An 18,614-nucleotide genomic window follows, 5' to 3' on the forward strand; every position below is an offset into this window, starting at 1 on the left:
GCCCTGACCGCCGCGCCCGCGCAGGCGGACGGACCGGAGCGGCACGCGCACGGCACGGTCGCCGGCGCTCGCTACGAGATCTCGGCCGAGAAGGACGCGGGCCGGTTCGAGGTCGACGCCGACCTCGACGGCGTGCCCGCCGGGTCGGCCTGGAAGATGGTCGTCCGCCACGACGGCGAGAAGGTCGCCACCCGCACCGCGAAGGCCGTTCGCGACGACGGCCGGTACGACGTCGACTTCCGTGAGGTCCGGCGCGGCGACAGCGCCGGCAAGGACGTCTTCCGGGTGACGCTCACCCGCACCGACGGCGCCGGGCGGGTCACCCGCACGCTGACGTTCGCCCGCTGACGCTCAGGCGGGCGGGCCGAGCTCGACGACGACCCGCCCGCCGCCCAGCGGCGAGGGGCCCCACGACAGACCGCCACCGGACTCGGTGGCGGTCTTGTCGACGATGGCCAGGCCCAGGCCCGTGCTGCCCGCCCCGGACGCGCCGCGGCCGCTGACGTCGAGCCCGTCCGGGAACCCGGGACCGCCGTCGTCGACGGTCAGCACCACCCCGCCGCCGTCGCGCGGCGCGAGCACCACCTGGACCGGAGCCGTGTCGGGGGTGTAGGTGAAGACGTTGTCGAGCAGCACGTCCACCACGGCCTGGAGGTCCTCCTCCGACGTCCGGACGGGCAGCGGCCCGCGGGACTCGACCCGCACCTCGAACGGGCGGCCCAGGTCCTCGGCCAGCGGGGCCCAGAAGCGGGCCCGGTCGGCCACCACCGCCACCCCGTCCGTGCGGGGGACGACGCCCTCCCGCTCGGAGCGCCGCGCCTCCCGCACCACGTGGTCGACGGTCGCCTGCAGCTCGTCGAGGTCGGCCGACAGCCGGGCCCGCTCGTCCGGGTCCCCGACGCCGTCGACCCGCAGCCGCAGGGCGGTCATCGGCGTGCGCAGCCGGTGCGAGACGTCCGCGACCGCGGCCCGCTCGCGCTCGAGGAGCCCCTCGATGCGCTCGACGAGCTGGTTCATCGCCCCCGTCAGCTCACGCACTTCCGCAGGCCCCGCGGGGGGCAGGGGCTCGGGGCGGGTCCGGCCACCGAGCGCCCCGGCGTGGTGGGCGAGCCGGCGGATCGGCACCACGAACGAGCGTCCGAGGCGGTCCGCGAGGAACAGTGCTCCGAGCAGCAGCGCCACGCCGAGCGCGAGCAGGACGGCGTACGCGCCGACGAGCTGCCGCTCGAGGCCCGGCCGGCGCACCTCCACCTTGATCACCGGGGTCTCCGCGGGACCGGCGCTGCTGCCGCCGAGGGAGACCGGGACGAGGATCTCCGCGCCCCCGTCGATGTCGCGGACGCTGGCCTGGCCGGTCAGGCGAGCCTTCAGCACGTCGGCGTCCTGCTCCGGGGAGGGCCCGATGGCGGCGCCCTCGTGGAAGGCGAGCGCCGGCGGGTAGAGCACCGTCGTCTGCACGTCCTCGTCGGTGTTGATCCGCTCCAGGTAGGTCTCGACCTGGCCGGGGTCGTCGCTGCCGGCGCGCGAGACCACCGTCTCGGTGGCCTGGACCTCCAGGGCGGCCCGGGAGAGCTCGTCCTCGAACGCGTAGTCCCGCAGCAGCACGGCCATCGGCACCAGCATGGCCAGCAGCACCATGGCGACGGCCGCGGCGACGGTGAGGATCAGGCTCCGGCGCACGCGCTCAGCCCTCGGGCGCCGACAGGCGTACGCCGACGCCGCGGATCGTGTGGAGGTAGCGCGGCTCGGCCGCGGTCTCGCCGAGCTTGCGGCGCAACCACGACAGGTGCACGTCGACGGTCTTGTCCGATCCGCCCCAGGGCTGGTGCCAGACCTCGGTGAGCAGCTCCCGCTTGGTCACGACCTCGTCGGCGCGCTCGGCCAGGTGCCGGAGCAGGTCGAACTCGCGGGGGGTCAGGTCGAGCGGCGTGCCCTCCAGCAGCACCCGCCGGCCGGCGGTGTCGACCTCGAGCGCACCCACCGCCAGGGGCCGCCGGTCGGACGTGGCGGCGCCGGCGCGGCGCATGACCGCGCGGATCCGCGCCTCCAGCTGGTCGGTGGTGAACGGCTTGACGACGTAGTCGTCGGCGCCCGCGTCCAGGCAGCCGACCAGCGACGGGTCGTCGTCGCGCGCGCTCGCCACGATGACCGGGACGTCGCTCACCGCGCGCAGCATGGACAGCACCCGGGTGCCGTCGACGTCGGGCAGGCCGAGGTCCAGGATCACCAGGTCCGGACGGTGGTCCACGGCCATCGCCAGGCCCTGCATGCCGCTCGACGCGGAGGAGACCGCGTGGCCCCGCTCGCCCAGCGACCGCATGAGCAGCGGCCGGATCCTCGGGTCGTCCTCGATGATCAGCACCTGGGCCACGACGAGAACCTAGCCGGTGCACGCGCCGGCGCGGGGTCGCCTTAGCGCCGCGTTAACCGTCCGCTAGGGACCAGACGACGTCGGCGGGGCAGGATGGTCCGGTGCGCAGGCGCTGGATCGGGTACGTCGTGGCGTGGCTGCTGGCCGCCGCCGTCGCGGTGGCCGTCGGGGTGCTCGCGGTCACCTCCGTCGGGGCCAGCGTCCGCGACCGCGGCCCCCTCGGGAACCAGGCCCAGCGGACCGAGGGTGTCGAGGGCACGGCCACGCCGCGCCCCGGCGCCGAGCGGGTCCGGCGGACCGTCGAGGACGAGTTCGGCAGCTTCGTGGTCGAGTGCCGGGGGGCCGTCGCCTACGGACTCTCCACGACCACCGCGCCGGGGTGGCGCACGGTGAGCTACGAGCCCGGGCCCGACGACGACGTCGACGCGGTCTTCGCCCGGCGCGGCGACTCCATCGAGCTCGAGGTCTACTGCGACCAGGGCCGGCCCACGATCTCCGACCTCGAGCGCAAGACGCTGCCCGACCGCGACTGACCGCCCACTAGGCTCGCCGCATGGGCAAGCAGGAAGACTTCGTACTCAGGGCTCTCGAGGAGCGCGACGTCCGGTTCGTCCGGCTCTGGTTCACCGACGTCCTGGGCTTCCTGAAGTCGGTGGCGGTGGCGCCGGCCGAGCTCGAGGGCGCCTTCTCGGAGGGCATCGGGTTCGACGGCTCGGCGATCGAGGGCTTCGCCCGCGTCTACGAGGCCGACATGCTCGCGATGCCCGACCCGGCGACGTTCCAGATCCTGCCGTGGCGCGGCGAGGGCCCGTCCACCGCCCGGATGTTCTGCGACATCATGATGCCGGACGGCTCCGCGTCGTACGCCGACCCGCGGCACGTGCTCAAGCGGACCCTGTCGAGGGCCGCCGACCAGGGGTTCACGTTCTACACCCACCCCGAGATCGAGTTCTACCTGTTCAAGGACACCCCGGTCGCGGGCGCCGAGCCGATCCCGGTCGACCGCAGCGGCTACTTCGACCACACCGCCCAGTCGCACGGCGCCGACTTCCGCCGCGAGGCGATCACCATGCTCGAGTCGATGGGCATCTCGGTGGAGTTCAGCCACCACGAGGGCGGCCCCGGCCAGCAGGAGATCGACCTGCGGTATGCCGACGCGCTCACCACCGCCGACAACATCATGACCTTCCGCACGGTGATCCGGGAGGTCGCGCTCGGCCAGGGCGTGTGGGCCACGTTCATGCCCAAGCCGTTCACGACGCACCCCGGCTCGGGCATGCACACCCACGTGTCGCTCTTCGAGGGCGACCGCAACGCCTTCTTCGAGGCGGGTGCGGAGTACCAGCTCTCCAAGACCGGGCGGCAGTTCATCGCCGGCGTGCTCAAGCACGCCAGCGAGATCAGCGTGGTCACCAACCAGTGGGTCAACAGCTACAAGCGGCTGATGTTCGGCGGCGAGGCGCCGTCCTACATCTGCTGGGGCCACAACAACCGCTCGGCGATGATCCGGGTGCCGATGTACAAGCCCAACAAGGGTCAGTCCACGCGCATCGAGCTGCGCACGATCGACGCCGCGTGCAACCCCTACCTCGCGTTCGCGGTGGTGCTGGCCGCGGGCATGAAGGGCATCGCGGGCGACTACGACCTGCCGCGCGGCGCCGAGGACGACGTCTGGGCGCTGACCGAGCGGGAGCGCAAGAGCCTCGGCATCGAGCCGCTGCCGAAGAGCCTGGCCGAGGCGATCGCGGTCGCCGAGCACTCCGAGCTGCTGGCGGAGACGCTCGGCGAGCACGTCTTCGACTTCTTCCTGCGCAACAAGCGGCAGGAGTGGGAGGAGTACCGCGGCCAGGTCTCGGCGTTCGAGCGCGACCGCATGCTCCCGGTCGTCTGATGGCGGCCGAGGCGCTGAGCCCGGATCGCGCGGCGACGATCCGCAAGCTGCTGCTGGCCGACCTCGGCGTGTCCGGCCTGCTCGTGCTGATCGCCGTGCTGCTCGCCGTCGGGGACGACCCTGCCGGCGGCGTGACCACCGTCGTGGTCGCCGCGGTCATCGGGGGACTGGGATGGGCGGCGCTGCGGTCCGTCGACCGGGGGAGCCCCGCCGCGCGCCGGATCGTGGTCGCCACGGCGATCGTCCTGATCCTCGTCTCGGTCCTGCTGGTCGGCATCTTCGTCGGCCTGCTCACCGTGATCCTCGGCGTCGGCCTGCTCGCCGTCCTGATGGCACCGGAGCGGGAGTCGTGAGCCGGCCGACCGTGCTCGTCGTCGAGCACGACGCCGAGTGCCCGCCGGCGTGGTTCGGCACCTGGCTCACCGCCGACGGGGTCGATCTCGACGTGCGCCGCCCGTACGCCGGCGCCGAGCTGCCCGGACTCGAGGGGTACGACGGCCTCGTGGTGCTGGGCGGGCCGATGGGCGCCAACGACGACGCGAAGTACGCCTGGCTGGGGGCGGTCAAGGACCTGGTCCGCGAGGCCCGGGCGGCGGACCTGCCCACGCTGGGCATCTGCCTGGGCCACCAGCTGATCGCCGTCGCGCTCGGCGGGACGGTGGACCGCAACCCGCTCGGCCAGCAGGTCGGGCTGCTCGGGGTGGGCTGGACCGACGCCGCCCGGGAGGACCGGCTGTTCGGGCCGCTGGCGACCCCCCGCCGGGGCGTGCAGTGGAACGACGACGTCGTCGCCGAGCTGCCGCCCGACGCGGTCCTGCTCGCGGGCACCAGCCGCGACGAGGTGCAGGCCGCGCGCTACGCGCCGCTGGTGTGGGGCGTGCAGCTGCACCCCGAGGTCGACGTACCCGTGCTGCGGCCGTGGGCCGAGTCCGACCGCGGCTCACACGAGACCCGCGGCATCGACACCGACGCGCTGCTGCGCGACATCGACGCCGCCCGCGCCGAGCTGGACGACGCCTGGCGGCCCCTGGCGACCGGGTTCGCGGAGCTGGTGCAGGAGCACGCCCGCCGATGAGCCGGGCGGCGACCGGCAAGGGCACGCTCCTGCGCCTGGGGTTCCTGGTCCCGGACGCCTCGCTCGCCGGCCTGCACCGCCTCGGCAGCGCCGCCGACCCGCTCGTCGCGCTGATCGCCCGGACGGCCGACCCGGACGAGGCGCTCGCCGGGCTCGTCCGGCTGCTCGACGTCGTCCGTGACCCCGACGAGCTGCTCGCGGCGCTGGCCGAGGACGAGGGCACCGCGATGCGGCTGCTCTCCGTGCTGGGGGCCAGCCAGGCGCTGTCGGACCACCTGGTCCGGCACCCGGACCACTGGCACGAGCTCGCCGACTCCCGGCTCGGGGCGACCCGCCCGGCGGCCTGGGCGCTCCGCGCCAGGCTGCTGGAGGCCGTGGGCGCCGACCCGGGCGACCCGGCGCCGACCGCGACCGGGCCCGACGCGCGGGCCGTGGACGCGCTGCGCGTGGAGTACCGCCGGCTGCTGCTCCGGCTGGCTGCCCGCGACCTCTCCCACCACCTGGGCGTGGACGACGTCGCCGCGGAGCTGTCCGACCTCGCCGCCGGCACGCTCGACGCCGCGCTGGCGATCGCCCGCGCGCGGGTGCCCGACGCCGCCCTCGCCCGGCTCGGCGTGGTCGCGATGGGGAAGTGCGGCGGCCACGAGCTCAACTACGTCTCGGACGTGGACGTGATCTTCGTGCACGCCCCGGCCGAGGGCGCGGACGAGAACGACGCCGTCCGGGTCGCCACCCAGCTCGCCAGCAACCTGATCCGCATCTGCTCCGACCACACCGGCGAGGGCACCATCTGGCCGGTCGACGCCGCGCTGCGGCCGGAGGGCAAGGCCGGGCCGCTGGTGCGCACGCTCGCCAGCCACCAGGGCTACTACGAGCGCTGGGCCCAGACCTGGGAGTTCCAGGCGCTGCTGAAGGCGCGGGCGGTCGCGGGCGACCTGGCGCTGGCGGGGGAGTTCGTCGCGATGACCCGGCCGCTGGTGTGGTCGGCCGCCGAGCGCGACGGGTTCGTCGAGGACACCCAGGCCATGCGCCGCCGGGTCATCGACCACATCCCCGCCAAGGAGGCGGAGCGGCAGCTCAAGCTGGGGGAGGGCGGCCTGCGCGACGTGGAGTTCGCCGTCCAGCTGCTCCAGCTCGTACACGGCCGCGCCGACGAGCGGGTCCGCCCGCCGACGACGCTGAGCGCGCTGGGCGAGCTGACCCGGGCCGGGTACGTCGGGCGCGAGGACGGCGAGGCGCTGCACGAGGCCTACGCGTTCCTCCGCACGCTCGAGCACCGGATGCAGCTGTACGGGCTGCGGCGCATCCACGTCGTCCCCGACGACGAGGCGGCGCTGCGCCGGCTCGGCCGCAGCATGGGCCACCTCAAGGACCCGGTCGGGACGCTGGAGAAGGTGTGGCAGCACCACCGGCGCGAGGTGCGCCGACTGCACGAGAAGCTCTTCTACCGGCCGCTGCTCACCGCGGTCGCGAAGATCCCCGGCGACGAGGCGCGGCTGTCGCCCGAGGCGGCCGAGAAGCGGCTGGCCGCGCTCGGCTACCTCGACCCGCAGGGCGCGCTGCGCCACCTCGAGGCCCTCACCTCCGGCGTCACCCGGGCCGCGCAGATCCAGCGCACGCTGCTCCCGGTGCTGCTCGGCTGGTTCGCCGACGCCCCCGACCCCGACGCCGGGCTGTTCGGGTTCCGGCGACTCAGCGAGTCGCTCGGCTCGACGCCGTGGTACCTCTCCACCCTGCGCGACGAGGGCCAGGTCGCCGAGCGGCTGGCCCGGATCCTCGCGACGTCCCGCTACGCCACCGACCTGCTGGAGCGCGAGCCGCAGGGCGTGCGGATGCTCGGCGGCGACCTGGCGCCGCAGCCGGCCGAGGCGCTCACCGAGGAGATGCTCGCCTCCTCCGGGCGGCACGACCGGCCCGAGGACGCCGTGCTCGCGATCCGCGGCGTACGCCGGCGCGAGCTGCTGCGCATCGCCGCCGGCGACCTGCTCGGTCTCACCGACGTCGCGGACGTCGGCGCCGGGCTGTCCCGGCTCACCGACGCGACCCTGGAGGCGACGCTCGCGGTCGCCGGGCGCGCGGTGCGGGCGGCCCGCGGGCTGGACCGAGCGCCGACCCGGCTGGCGGTGGTCGCGATGGGCCGCTACGGCGGGTTCGAGCTGTCCTACGGCAGCGACGCGGACGTGATGTTCGTGCACGACCCCGAGCCGGGCGCCGACGCCCAGGACGCGGCGTCGTACGCGCAGGCGGTCGCCAACGAGCTGCGCCGGCTGCTCGCGCTGCCCGGCCCGGACCCGGCGCTGGAGGTCGACGCCGACCTGCGGCCCGAGGGCAAGAACGGGCCGCTCGTCCGCACGCTCGACTCCTACGCGGCGTACTACGCCAAGTGGTCGGAGGTGTGGGAGGCGCAGGCGCTGCTGCGCGCGGACGCGGTCGTCGGCGACCCGGACCTGCGGCGGCGCTTCACCGAGCTGATCGACCCGCTGCGGTACCCGGCCGACGGCATCCCCGAGAAGACCGTCTTCGAGGTGCGCCGGGTCAAGGCGCGCGTCGACGAGGAGCGGCTGCCGCGCGGCGCCGACCCGCACACCCACCTCAAGCTCGGTCGCGGCGGGCTCGCCGACATCGAGTGGACCGTGCAGCTGCTGCAGATGCGGTACGCCGGCGCCGTACCCGGCCTGCGCACGCCGCGGACCCTCGAGGCCCTGGCGGCCGCGCGGGATGCCGGCCTGGTCGACGAGGACGACGCGGCCGTGCTCCAGCAGGCCTGGCGCCGGGTCAGCCGGGTGCGCAACGCGGTGACGCTGGTGCGCGGCAAGCCCAGCGACGAGCTGCCGCGCGACATCCGGGAGCGGGCCGCGGTGGCGGCGGTCCTGGGCTACCCGCCGGGCTCGTCCGACGCGATGGTCAACGACCAGCTGCGCTACACCCGGCTGGCCCGCGGCGTCGTCGACCGGGTCTTCTGGGGGTAGTGGTGCACCCCGACGAGATCGGCCCCGACGAGTTCGACGACCTCGTCCGCGACGCGCTCGACCGGCTGCCGGACGAGGCGGCGCGCCTGGTGAGCGGGATCGCCGTCGTCGTGCGCGAGGACCCGGAGCCCGGCCAGGCGGCGCCGGGCACCCTGCTGCTCGGGACCTTCCGGGGGATCCCGCACACGGCCGTCGGCGGCCGGGTGCCCGGCAGCCTGCCCGACGTGATCACGCTCTACCGGCGGCCGATCCTGGCCGTCTGCCGGACCCGGGACGAGGTCCCGCCGCGGGTGCTCAAGGTGCTCGGGCACGAGGTCGGCCACGCGCTCGGGCTCACCGAGCGGCAGCTGCGCGACCACGGCTGGTTCTAGCGGCGGGTCCTAGGCTGCGGCCATGAGCGACACCGCCGCGAAGGCCACGAGCCTCCTGCAGCTCCACCGAGCCCCCGAGATCCTCACGGTCGTCAACGTCTGGGACGTGATCAGCGCCCGGACCGTCGCCGCCGTCGAGGGCACCCGGGCGCTCGCCACCGCGAGCCACTCGATCGCCGCCACCTTCGGCTACGAGGACGGCGAGAACATCCCGCTGGACCTGATGCTCGACATGGTCGGCCGCATCGTCGCGTCCACCGACCTCCCGGTCACCGCGGACCTCGAGGGCGGGTACGGCGACCCGGCCGAGACCGTCCGCCGGGCCATCGGCATCGGTGTGGTCGGCGCGAACATCGAGGACCAGATGCGCCCGCTCGCCGAGGCGGCGCGGACCGTGGAGACGATCATGAAGGTCGCCGAGCAGGAGGGCGTCGACTTCGTCCTCAACGCCCGCACCGACGCCTTCCACCTGCGCCGGGACCGCGACCCGGCCGAGAACCTGGCCGAGGCGATCGAGCGCGGCCGGGCCTACCTGGATGCCGGGGCGCCCGTCGTCTTCGTGCCGGCCCGCCTCGACGAGCAGCAGGTCGCGGCGATCGTCGACGCGTGGGGGCCGCAGAAGCTGACGCTGATCGGCATCCCCGGGCTGCCGCCGCTCGCCCGGCTCGAGGAGCTCGGCGTCGCGCGGGTGTCGTACGGCCCGATGTCCCAGAACGTGGCCCTCACCGCGCTCCAGGAGCTGGTCGAGGACGTGCAGCGGGGTGGTGGCGTGCCGAGCACGATGCGTGTGCTCAACTGACGCCGTGACCGATCTCGAGGAGCGGCTGAAGGCCGCGTCGCGGGCCTGCGCCCGCACCGCCATCCGCAGCCCGCGCGTGCCGCCGGCCGAGGCGTTCGCCGCGCTCGCCGCGGCGTGCGAGGAGCTGGGCATCGACGAGTGGGACGGGTACGGCGCGGGCGGCGCGGTCACCCGCCTCGAGGCCGAGGCCGCCGAGCTGCTGGGCAAGCCCGCCGCCGTGTTCTTCCCGAGCGGGGTCATGGGCCAGCAGGCCGCGCTGCGGACCTGGTGCGACCGCACCGGGTCGCTGCGCGTCGCGATCCCGGACCGCTCGCACCTGCTGGTGCACGAGGACGACGGGCCGCGGCTGCTGCACGGGTTCCGGTTCGAGCCGCTCACCGTCGGGCGGCGTACCGCCACCGCGGCCGACCTGCGGGGCCTGCCCGCCGGGCTCGGCGCGGCCCTGGTGGAGCTGCCGCTGCGCGACGCCGGCTGCCGGCTCCCGTCGTGGGACGAGCTGGTGGAGCTGTCCGAGGCCGCCCGGGAGCTCGGGGTGCCGCTGCACGTCGACGGCGCCCGGCTCTGGGAGTCCCAGCCGTTCTACGACCGCCCGCTGGCGGAGATCGCGGGCCTGGCCGACTCCGTCTACGTCTCGTTCTACAAGGGTCTCGGCGGCCCGGCCGGCGCCGTCGTCGCGGGGCCCGAGGACCTCGGCGACGAGCTCCGGCTCTGGCGGCACCGGATGGGCGGGACGCTGTTCCGCCTCACGCCGTACGCCGCGGCCGCCCTCGTCGGGCTGCGCGACCTGCTGCCGCGGATGGGGGAGTACGTCGCGTGGGCGCGGTCGCTGGCCGCCGACCTGACCGACGCCGGGATGGTCGTGGACCCCGACCCGCCGCACACCAACACCTTCCTCGTGCACGCCCCCGGCGCCGCCGACGAGATCAACGAGCGGCTGGTCGCGTTCATGGAGCGCGAGTCCGTCGTCCCCAGCGGGCCCTGGTGGGACGCCGCGGTGCCCGGCTTCGCCACCACCGAGATCGCCGTGCAGGCCGCGTCGCTGGACTTCGAGCCCGGCGTCGTCGCCAGGTGGTGGCGGGAGATCGTGGGCGGCTGACGCCCGCCGGCGAGCGTTGAGAAGCCCTTGAGGAAACCTCGGGTTCGCACCGCGGTGAGCCTTGAACCTGGCCCGGCAGAGTTCTGGTCATCAAGGAACCGACCAGCCGAAACGAAGCCCGCTGGTCTCTCACCAGGAGGAAACCAGCAATGCGTCTCGGAACCCGCAAGACCGCCGTCAAGATCTTCGCGTCCGTCGTCCTCGTCGGTGGCGCCGCCTCCGTCGCCGGTCTCGGCACCTTCGGTTCGTTCACCTCCACCACCTCGGCGAGCGCCGCGACCGGCACCGGCAAGGTCGTCCTCTCAACCGCGGCCAGCGTCCGCGGCCTGGACGTCAGCGCCACCAACCTGGTCCCCGGCGACACCGTGGAGCGCACCGTCACCCTGACCCGCTCGAGCGACACGGAGTCCTTCGGCTCGGTCAAGCTGACCACCGCCGGCACCACGAGCAACCTGCTCACCACCGACCAGACCAACGGCCTGCAGCTCAAGGTCGACCAGTGCTCGGTCGCCTGGACCAAGCCCGCGAACAGCAACGCGCTCACCTGCTCGGGCACGACGACCCCGGTGATCGCCCAGCGCGCCGTCGTCGGCTCGACGCTGGACCTCGGCGCGGCGACGACCACGCTCAACAGCAGCGCGGCGGCCGCGAACCTGCGCGTCACCGTCTCGCTCCCGACGACCGCGGACAACACGTTCCAGGGCCTGTCGAACACGATCAACTTCACCTTCGACGCGACCCAGCGCGCCGCGCAGTCGCTCTGACCCGAGTCGGGTGGCCGGTTTCGTGGGGGGCCGGCCACCCACTCGCACACCGAGACCCGAGAGGAGCCAGCAGATGAGCACCACGACCGTGTCCGCCGGTATGCCGGCAGCCGCCCACCGGGCGCCGCGCCCGTCGTACGCGCGCCGGCTCCTGAACGTCCTCGCCAGCCTCCTGCTCGGCGTCGGGCTCCTCGGGTTCCTCTTCCTCGCGGTCGGCCCGCACCTGCTCGGCTACCGCACCGCGACCATGCTCACCGGCAGCATGGAGCCGGGCATCATGCCCGGCGACGTCGTCGTGACCGTCCCGAAGCCCGCGACCGAGCTCGAGGTCGGCGACGTGATCAGCTACCAGATCCCGGTGGAGGACCACCGGGTCGAGACGCACCGGGTCACCGAGATCCGCCACGTCGACGGTCAGGTCGTCATCCGCACGAAGGGCGACGCCAACGACAACGTCGACCCGTGGACCGCGACCCTCCAGGACGACACCGTCTGGGAGATGCGGGCGGTCGTCCCGCACCTCGGCACCGCCGTCCGCGTGCTGCGCTCGCCCGTCGTCCAGCACGGCGTCCTCTGGGTCGGCCTCGGTGGCGTCATCCTGCTCGGCCTCAGCACGATCTGGGGCCGCGACGACGAGGGCGAGGACCGGGCATGATCGCCGTCGAGATCGACCCGCCCGCGGTGTTCGAGCGGACCGCCGTCAGCAACCTCACGGGGCACCCGGACGACGGCGCGTTCGCGTTCGTCCTCCTCACGCGCTACCGGCGACTGCTGCCCGAGCGGCTGCGTCGGATCGCCGCCGCGCTCCCCGGCGCCGCCGAGGAGGAGGCGCGGAACGCGGCCATGGACGCCGTGCTCAGCCTCAAGGTCGCGTCGAGCACGGTGGGGGCCCACGAGCTCGCGGGCATCGCCGCGCGGGTGGAGCGGCTGCTCCGCCTCGGGGACGTCACGCAGGCGGTCCTCGTCGAGACCACGCTCGCCGCCGCCGCCGCCCGGGCCGACCACGCGATCGACGCGTTCCTGGCCGGCTGAGCGGCTACTCCGCCTCCATCCGGTAGCCCACGCCCCGCACCGTGCGGATGTAGCGCGGACCGTCCTTCTCCTCGCCGAGCTTGCGGCGCAGGTTGCCGATGTGCACCTCGACCAGGTGCGTGTCCGACGCCCACTCCGTGCCCCACACCGACCGGAGCAGCGCCTCACGGGTCCACACCCGCGCCGGGGTGCGCATCAGCTCGGTGAGCAGGTCGAACTCGGTGCGGGTGAGGTCGAGCTCGGTGCCGTCGCGGAACACCCGGCGCCCGTCCACATCGACCTTCAGCGGGCCGTGCACGAGCACCTCGTGGTCGTCCTCCGGGAGCGGCTGGACGGCGGTGGCTCCGGTGCGCGGGCGGCGGAACATCGCGTTGACCCGGGCCTTGAGCTCGCGGGCGCTGAACGGCTTGGAGATGAAGTCGTCCGCCCCGGTCTCGAGCCCGAGCAGGCGGTCGATCTCGTCGTCGCGGGCGGTGATCATGACGACGTACGCGTCGCTGATCTCACGGATCCGGCGACACGCCTCGATCCCGTCGATACCCGGCAGGCCGAGGTCCAGCGTGATCAGGTCGGGCCCGGTCTCCCGGACCGCGTCGACCCCGGCCAGGCCCGAGCCGACCGACGTGACGGCGAAGCCCTGGGTCGTGAGCGTGTACTCGATCAGGGCCCGGATGTCCTCGTCGTCCTCGACGACGAGGGCTCGGCGCTCGACCCCGGAATCCGACCCCATGTTCCCCATGCCCCGATGATGCCATCTCTTGCGGGTTTCTTGAGTTTCGCTCGCGGGCCGCCTGAGGTGCGGCCGGAAGACTGGTCCTCGAACCCGCCCCACCACGTCTCGGGAGCAGCGTCATGACCTGGATCGACCACGGCCGCCGGGCCGCCTCGGTCGTCCTCGTGGTGCTCGCGCTCGTCGCGGCGCCGGTCGTGGCGCAGGCGACGTTCGCCGCGAGCAGCTCCGGCGGCCTCTCCGCCGGCACCGCCCAGCTGGTCGCGCCGACGGCGGTCACCGGCACCTACCGCTGCGCGGTCGGCTTCTCCACCGAGAGCTTCCAGGCCTCCGTCACCGGCTTCACCGACACCGGTCCCGCCGGTGCGACGTACCGGTACACGCTCGCGCGCGGCACCACCACCGCGAAGACGCTCACCAGCACCGCCCGGACCGCCACGCTCGACTCCGGCAACGTCACCTCGGACAACACCACGACGCGCTGGACGGTGACCATTCAGGCGACGCTGGGCCTGTGGACCGGACCGCTCTACACGCGCACCGTCACCTGCGGCACGCAGAACAGCTCCGGCTCCCTCTGACGCACCGCCGGCACCGGGCTAGGCCGGGGCCTGCTTCCCGGTGTCCGGGGCGGCGGGCGCCGAGGCCGTCGAGCCCGTCGAGGCCGTCGAGGCCGTCGAGGTGACCAGTTCGTCGACGGAGAGGTCGAGGTCACGCTCGACGGAGGCGCAGATGGGGGTCTCTTCCATGGGCATCACGGTGCCCCAACTCGGTTGAATCATGCATGACCCCCCCTAGGCTGCGCGCATGAGGCTCGACACACTCGTGGTCGGCGCGGGCGTCATCGGCTCGGCGATCGCCCTCGAGCTCGCCCGCGCCGGGCACGACGTCGTGGTCGTGGACAAGGGCCCGGGCGTGGGGTTCGGCTCCACCAGCGCGTCGAGTGCGATCGTCCGGTTCCACTACTCGACGTTCACCGCCGTCGCGGCCGCCTGGGAGGCGCGCCAGCTGTGGGCGGACTGGGTGGGCCACCTCGGGCACGCCGACCCGGACGGGCTCGCGAGCTTCCACCGCACCGGGATGCTGGTGCTCGGTGGCGGCGCTCCGCCGTACCTCGACGAGGCCGGCGTGCCGTGGGAGCTATGGGACGCCGACGAGGTCGCCCGCCGGCTGCCCGGCCTCGACACCGGGAGCTACGGGCCGCCGAAGCCGGTCGACGACCCGGCCTTCTTCGACGACCCCGACGGTCGCCTCGGCGGGTCGTTCACGCCGGACGCCGGGTACGTCGACGACCCGCGGCTCGCGGCGGCGAACCTCGCGGCCGCGGCTCGCTCGCGCGGCACCCGGTTCCTGCTCCGGCGCGAGGTGGTGGCCGTCGACGGCGACGGCCCGCGCCGGTGGCGGGTGCGCACCGGCGAGGGCGACACCCTGGACGCCGACATCGTCGTCAACGCCGCGGGGCCCTGGTCGGCGGCGCTGTCCCGGGAGCTCGGCCTGGACGCCGACTTCGCGCTGACCTCGCGGCCGCTGCGCCAGGAGGTGCACCAGCTCGCGGCACCCGGTCCGGATGTCGCGGTCGCGGACCCCGACCTCGGCGTGTACCTGCGCCCGCAGGCCGGCGGGCTGCTGCTCGTGGGCGGCCTGGAGCCGGAGTGCGATCCGCTCGAGTGGCTGGACCGCCCCGAGGACGCCGACCCGCGGCCCACCCGTCGGGTCTTCGAGGCCCAGACCCTGCGGGCGGCCCGGCGGGTGCCGGAGCTCGCCGTGCCGTCCCGTCCGTCGGGGATCACCGGCGTGTACGACGTGACGCCGGACTGGACGCCGATCTACGACCGCACCGCGCTGCCGGGCGTGTACGTCGCGATGGGCACCAGCGGTAACCAGTTCAAGAACGCCCCGGTCGTCGGCCAGCTGATGGCCCACCTCGTCGGCGCGGTCGAGGCCGGCCACGACCACGACGCCGACCCGCTCACCTGGCGGGCGCCGCGCACCGGCAACGTGCTCGACCTCGCGACGTACTCACGGCTGCGCCGGGTCGCTCCGGGCGGACCGTCGAACGTGCTCGGCTGAGAGGCATGCGCGGCGCGACGTCCGAAACGGGTACCGGTCGTCCGACCACGACAAAGGGAGCACCAGATGACGACGACGGTTGCCGACCAGCTGCTGGCCCGCCTGCGCGAGTGGGGGGTCGAGCAGGTCTTCGGCTACCCCGGCGACGGGATCAACGGCATCCTCGGCGCGTTCTCCCGGGCCGGCGACCGACCGCGCTTCATCCAGTCCCGGCACGAGGAGATGAGCGCCTTCGAGGCCGTCGGGTACGCGAAGTTCGGCGACCGGCCGGGCGTCTGCATGGCCACCTCCGGCCCGGGCGCGATCCACCTGCTCAACGGCCTCTACGACGCCAAGCTCGACCACGTGCCGGTCGTCGCGATCGTCGGCCAGACCAACCGCACCGCGATGGGCGGCAGCTACCAGCAGGAGGTCGATCTGCTGAGCCTGTTCAAGGACGTCGCCAGCGACTACGTGCAGATGGTCACCGTTCCCGAGCAGCTGCCCAACGTGCTGGACCGCGCGATCCGCGTCGCGATGACCCGGCGGGCGCCGACCGCGATCATCGTCCCGAACGACGTGCAGGAGCTCGAGTACGCCGCACCCCAGCACGCGTTCAAGATGGTGCCGTCCAGCCTGGGCATCAGCTGGCCGACCGTCTCCCCGGACGACGAGGGGCTCCGCCGCGCCGCCGAGATCCTGAACACGGGGAAGAAGGTCGCGATGCTGGTCGGCCAGGGCGCGCGGGGTGCCGCGGCCGAGGTGGAGCAGGTCGCCGACCTGCTCGGCGCGGGGGTGGCCAAGGCCCTGCTCGGCAAGGACGTGCTCAGCGACGAGCTCCCGTGGGTCACCGGCTCGATCGGGCTGCTCGGCACCCGGCCCAGCTACGAGATGATGCGCGACTGCGACACCCTGCTGACCGTCGGCTCGAGCTTTCCGTACACCCAGTTCCTGCCCGACCTCGACCAGGCCCGGGCCGTCCAGATCGACCTGGACGGCTCGATGATCGGCATGCGCTACCCGTACGAGGTCAACCTGGTCGGCGACGCCGCCTCGACGCTGCGCGCGCTCGTCCCGCTGCTGGAGCGCAAGGACGACCGCGGCTGGCAGGACAAGATCCGCAACGATGTGGCCCACTGGTGGAAGGTCATGGAGGGGGAGGCGTACGTCGAGGCGAACCCGGTCAACCCGATGCGGATCTTCCACGACTTCTCCGCGGTCGCGCCGGAGAACGCGATCGTCACGGCCGACAGCGGGTCGGCGGCGAACTGGTACGCCCGGCACGTGCGGATGCGCGGCCGCATGCGTGGCTCGCTGTCGGGCACCCTCGCCACGATGGGTCCCGCGGTGCCGTACGCGATCGGCGCCAAGTTCGCCCACCCCGACCGGCCGGCGATCGCGTTCGAGGGCGACGGCGCGATGCAGATGAACGGGCTGGCCGAGCTGCTCACGATCTCGCGCTACTGGCGCGAGTGGACCGACCCGCGCCTGGTGGTCGCGGTGCTGCACAACAACGACCTGAACCAGGTCACCTGGGAGCTGCGGGCGATGGGCGGCACCCCGACGTTCGTCGAGTCGCAGGCGCTCCCCGACGTGTCGTACGCCGACTTCGCCAGCTCGGTGGGCCTGGGCGCGATCACCGTGACCGAGCCCGACCGGCTCCCGGAGGCGTGGGCGACCGCGCTGGCCGCGGACCGGCCGTACGTGCTGGACGTGCACTGCGACCCCGACGTACCCCCGATCCCGCCGCACGCCACCCTCGAGCAGATGACCGACATGGCCAAGGCGCTGATCAAGGGCGACACCAGCCGGTGGGGCGTCATCAAGGAGGGGCTGAAGACCAAGGCGCAGGAGCTGATCCGCTGACCGGTGCTACGGGTACGGCGTGTCGAGCGCGACCGGCGGGGTGATGGTCACGCCCGCATCGGGCGTGACCGAGACGACGGCGTACCGGGTCCGCCGGGTGTCCGGGTCGACGTACACGATCGCGAACCGGGCCGGGTGGGCGATGATCCCCGGGTTGGGCCTGGTGTCGGCGTGGCCGCCGGCGCTGCCCAGGGTGAACTCGGTGGCGGTCCCGCCGGTCGCCGTCGGGACCTGCTGCGGCCCGAGGAAGTCGTAGGAACGGCCGTCGAGCACCGCGGTTCCGACGCACCCGCTCTCCGCGATGCGGCGACCGAGCAGGTGGTCGTGGACGAGCACGAAGTCGGGGTGCTCGGTGCACGCCTCGTCGATCATGTCGCCGACGAACCGGTCGACGTCGACGTCCGGGTCCCGCAGCACGTCGCTGGTCCCGAAGTTGCCGACGGTCGAGATCCGGGGGTCCGCCGCGGCGAGGAGGCGCAGCCCCGACACGTCCTGCGTGGTGCCGTCGCCGACCTCCCAGCCGCGGTCCTCGGCGGCCGCGACGATCGTCGGGGTGTCGTGCAGCCCGGGCGCGAGGTGGATCGGCCGGTCCTCGGCGTAGTAGTCGAGCGTGTCCAGGACGTAGAGCTCGAGGCGCTTGCCGGCGAAGGTGAGGTCGCCGGTCAGCGCCACGAAGTCGGCGTCGAGCAGGCGTGCCGTGAGGCCCACCTGCCGGGCCATCCCGTTGACGTCCTCGAAGTCGTCCGCGAGCACGAACACCACCTCGCCGTCGCCGCCGGCCAGGTCGGGCTGGGCGGCCAGCGCGGCCTTCAGGTTCGCGGACGCGTCCTCGTAGAACTGCGAGCGGGGGCGCAGCACCGACAGGAACGGCAGCACGTCCGCGAGCAGGCCGGTCACCTGCGTCCCCTCGAGCGGCGTACCGTCGAAGACCGGACTGGCGACGGGGGTGCGGTGGTCCTCGTGCAGCCAGACCCGCGCCGCCACCGCGTCGAGCGCCAGCGCGGCGACGACGCCGGAGACGACCAGCGTCAGGCGGAGCCGGCGGTTGTGGCGGGTGACCAGCTCCGCCGACTCGGGGGAGTACGACGCCAGCCGGCGCCGGCGCTGCCAGGACAGCCCGACGACCGCACCCACCGCGAGCACGCCCGCGCCGAACCCGCCGGTGCCCCACAGCAGCAGGTGCCGCCGCGCGGTGGCGCCGATCAGGTGGATCGCCGGGCGGGGGTTCTCCCACAGGCCGGCGAGGTAGCGGCGGGTGGGCTTGTCGCTGGGGACCAGTCGGTTCCAGTCGGCGTCGATGTCCACGCCGACGGTCTTGCCCGCGACCCGTTGGTGCTGCGGCCGCACCAGCGCCCCCTGGAAGAGCCGGCTGGTGTCCTGGCCGAGCACCGGCCGCACCGACACCTGCTGGCCGGCGACCTCGACGTGGGCCGGCGGCGCGTAGCCGACCGCGACGAGGGCGCTCGCGAACGGCACCGTGACGAGCAGCGCGGTCAGGGCGACGGTCCGCGCGACCCGGAGGGCGGAGCGGCGCGCCCGGGACGTCATACGGACAGTGTGTCCCCTTCCACCGTCCGTATGACGTCCCGCGGAACCTGCGC

At 74.0% G+C, this 18,614-nt stretch carries 20 protein-coding genes; 15 read left to right on the forward strand and 5 right to left on the reverse strand.

What is annotated here, in order from left to right; genetic code table 11:
* Nucleotides 1-348 (forward strand): hypothetical protein (locus ABD086_RS14300; protein WP_343908235.1); only part of this gene is annotated, 348 nt, incomplete at its 5' end.
* A gap of 3 nt (nt 349-351) precedes the next feature.
* Here ABD086_RS14300 and ABD086_RS14305 read toward each other — a convergent pair.
* Both ABD086_RS14305 and ABD086_RS14310 read right to left on the reverse strand, forming a co-directional pair.
* Nucleotides 352-1,680 (reverse strand): sensor histidine kinase, encoded by a 1,329-nt coding sequence (locus ABD086_RS14305; protein ID WP_343908236.1) that lies wholly within the window; start codon nt 1,678-1,680, stop codon nt 352-354.
* Between the two features lie 4 nt (nt 1,681-1,684).
* Complete coding sequence (locus ABD086_RS14310) at nt 1,685-2,371, reverse strand: response regulator transcription factor (protein WP_343908238.1); 687 nt, start codon at nt 2,369-2,371, stop codon at nt 1,685-1,687.
* Nucleotides 2,372-2,472: 101 nt separating this feature from the next.
* Between ABD086_RS14310 and ABD086_RS14315 the strand changes: the two genes are divergently transcribed.
* From ABD086_RS14315 to ABD086_RS14365, 11 genes are all read left to right on the forward strand, one after another.
* Nucleotides 2,473-2,904: a hypothetical protein gene (locus ABD086_RS14315; protein ID WP_343908239.1), complete on the forward strand. Its 432-nt coding sequence runs from the start codon at nt 2,473-2,475 to the stop codon at nt 2,902-2,904.
* Nucleotides 2,905-2,924: 20 nt separating this feature from the next.
* Nucleotides 2,925-4,262 (forward strand): glutamine synthetase family protein, encoded by a 1,338-nt coding sequence (locus tag ABD086_RS14320; protein ID WP_343908240.1) that lies wholly within the window; start codon nt 2,925-2,927, stop codon nt 4,260-4,262.
* Nucleotides 4,262-4,615, forward strand: a complete 354-nt coding sequence (locus tag ABD086_RS14325; RefSeq protein ID WP_343908241.1) for a hypothetical protein — start codon at nt 4,262-4,264, stop codon at nt 4,613-4,615. Before ABD086_RS14320 ends, ABD086_RS14325 begins: the two co-directional genes overlap by 1 nt.
* Nucleotides 4,612-5,337: a type 1 glutamine amidotransferase gene (locus ABD086_RS14330; RefSeq protein WP_343908242.1), complete on the forward strand. Its 726-nt coding sequence runs from the start codon at nt 4,612-4,614 to the stop codon at nt 5,335-5,337. The genes ABD086_RS14325 and ABD086_RS14330 overlap by 4 nt, the downstream gene beginning before the upstream one ends.
* On the forward strand, nt 5,334-8,306 hold the full coding sequence (locus tag ABD086_RS14335; protein WP_343908243.1) for a bifunctional [glutamine synthetase] adenylyltransferase/[glutamine synthetase]-adenylyl-L-tyrosine phosphorylase: 2,973 nt from the start codon (nt 5,334-5,336) through the stop codon (nt 8,304-8,306). The genes ABD086_RS14330 and ABD086_RS14335 overlap by 4 nt, the downstream gene beginning before the upstream one ends.
* A gap of 2 nt (nt 8,307-8,308) precedes the next feature.
* The gene (locus ABD086_RS14340; RefSeq protein ID WP_343908244.1) at nt 8,309-8,677 is read left to right on the forward strand and encodes a metallopeptidase family protein; all 369 of its coding nucleotides are present in this window, start codon (nt 8,309-8,311) and stop codon (nt 8,675-8,677) included.
* A 22-nt stretch (nt 8,678-8,699) separates the two neighbouring features.
* A complete protein-coding gene (locus ABD086_RS14345; RefSeq protein WP_343908245.1) occupies nt 8,700-9,476 on the forward strand; it encodes an isocitrate lyase/PEP mutase family protein in 777 nt (258 codons plus the stop codon).
* Between the two features lie 4 nt (nt 9,477-9,480).
* Nucleotides 9,481-10,572 (forward strand): threonine aldolase family protein, encoded by a 1,092-nt coding sequence (locus ABD086_RS14350; RefSeq protein WP_343908246.1) that lies wholly within the window; start codon nt 9,481-9,483, stop codon nt 10,570-10,572.
* A gap of 149 nt (nt 10,573-10,721) precedes the next feature.
* Complete coding sequence (locus ABD086_RS14355) at nt 10,722-11,336, forward strand: TasA family protein (RefSeq protein WP_343908247.1); 615 nt, start codon at nt 10,722-10,724, stop codon at nt 11,334-11,336.
* A gap of 73 nt (nt 11,337-11,409) precedes the next feature.
* Complete coding sequence (locus ABD086_RS14360; protein ID WP_343908248.1) at nt 11,410-11,991, forward strand: signal peptidase I; 582 nt, start codon at nt 11,410-11,412, stop codon at nt 11,989-11,991.
* Entirely contained in the window at nt 11,988-12,368 is a 381-nt protein-coding gene (locus tag ABD086_RS14365; RefSeq protein WP_343908249.1) for an Hpt domain-containing protein, read from the forward strand. Before ABD086_RS14360 ends, ABD086_RS14365 begins: the two co-directional genes overlap by 4 nt.
* Before the next feature lie 4 nt (nt 12,369-12,372).
* On the opposite strand, the gene ABD086_RS14370 is transcribed toward ABD086_RS14365, so the two are convergent.
* On the reverse strand, nt 12,373-13,107 hold the full coding sequence (locus ABD086_RS14370; RefSeq protein ID WP_343908250.1) for a response regulator transcription factor: 735 nt from the start codon (nt 13,105-13,107) through the stop codon (nt 12,373-12,375).
* Between the two features lie 113 nt (nt 13,108-13,220).
* Between ABD086_RS14370 and ABD086_RS14375 the strand changes: the two genes are divergently transcribed.
* Complete coding sequence (locus ABD086_RS14375; RefSeq protein WP_343908251.1) at nt 13,221-13,679, forward strand: hypothetical protein; 459 nt, start codon at nt 13,221-13,223, stop codon at nt 13,677-13,679.
* Between the two features lie 18 nt (nt 13,680-13,697).
* Here the strand turns inward: ABD086_RS14375 and ABD086_RS14380 are convergent, their stop codons facing one another.
* A complete protein-coding gene (locus tag ABD086_RS14380) occupies nt 13,698-13,847 on the reverse strand; it encodes a hypothetical protein (protein ID WP_343908252.1) in 150 nt (49 codons plus the stop codon).
* A gap of 58 nt (nt 13,848-13,905) precedes the next feature.
* Between ABD086_RS14380 and ABD086_RS14385 the strand changes: the two genes are divergently transcribed.
* Nucleotides 13,906-15,168: an NAD(P)/FAD-dependent oxidoreductase gene (locus ABD086_RS14385; protein ID WP_343908253.1), complete on the forward strand. Its 1,263-nt coding sequence runs from the start codon at nt 13,906-13,908 to the stop codon at nt 15,166-15,168.
* A gap of 66 nt (nt 15,169-15,234) precedes the next feature.
* On the forward strand, nt 15,235-17,013 hold the full coding sequence (locus ABD086_RS14390; protein WP_343908254.1) for a thiamine pyrophosphate-requiring protein: 1,779 nt from the start codon (nt 15,235-15,237) through the stop codon (nt 17,011-17,013).
* A gap of 6 nt (nt 17,014-17,019) precedes the next feature.
* Here the strand turns inward: ABD086_RS14390 and ABD086_RS14395 are convergent, their stop codons facing one another.
* A complete protein-coding gene (locus ABD086_RS14395) occupies nt 17,020-18,561 on the reverse strand; it encodes a hypothetical protein (protein WP_343908255.1) in 1,542 nt (513 codons plus the stop codon).
* Nucleotides 18,562-18,614: the final 53 nt, after the last annotated feature.

Source organism: Nocardioides aquiterrae, assembly GCF_039526625.1.
Taxonomy (GTDB): domain Bacteria; phylum Actinomycetota; class Actinomycetes; order Propionibacteriales; family Nocardioidaceae; genus Nocardioides; species Nocardioides aquiterrae.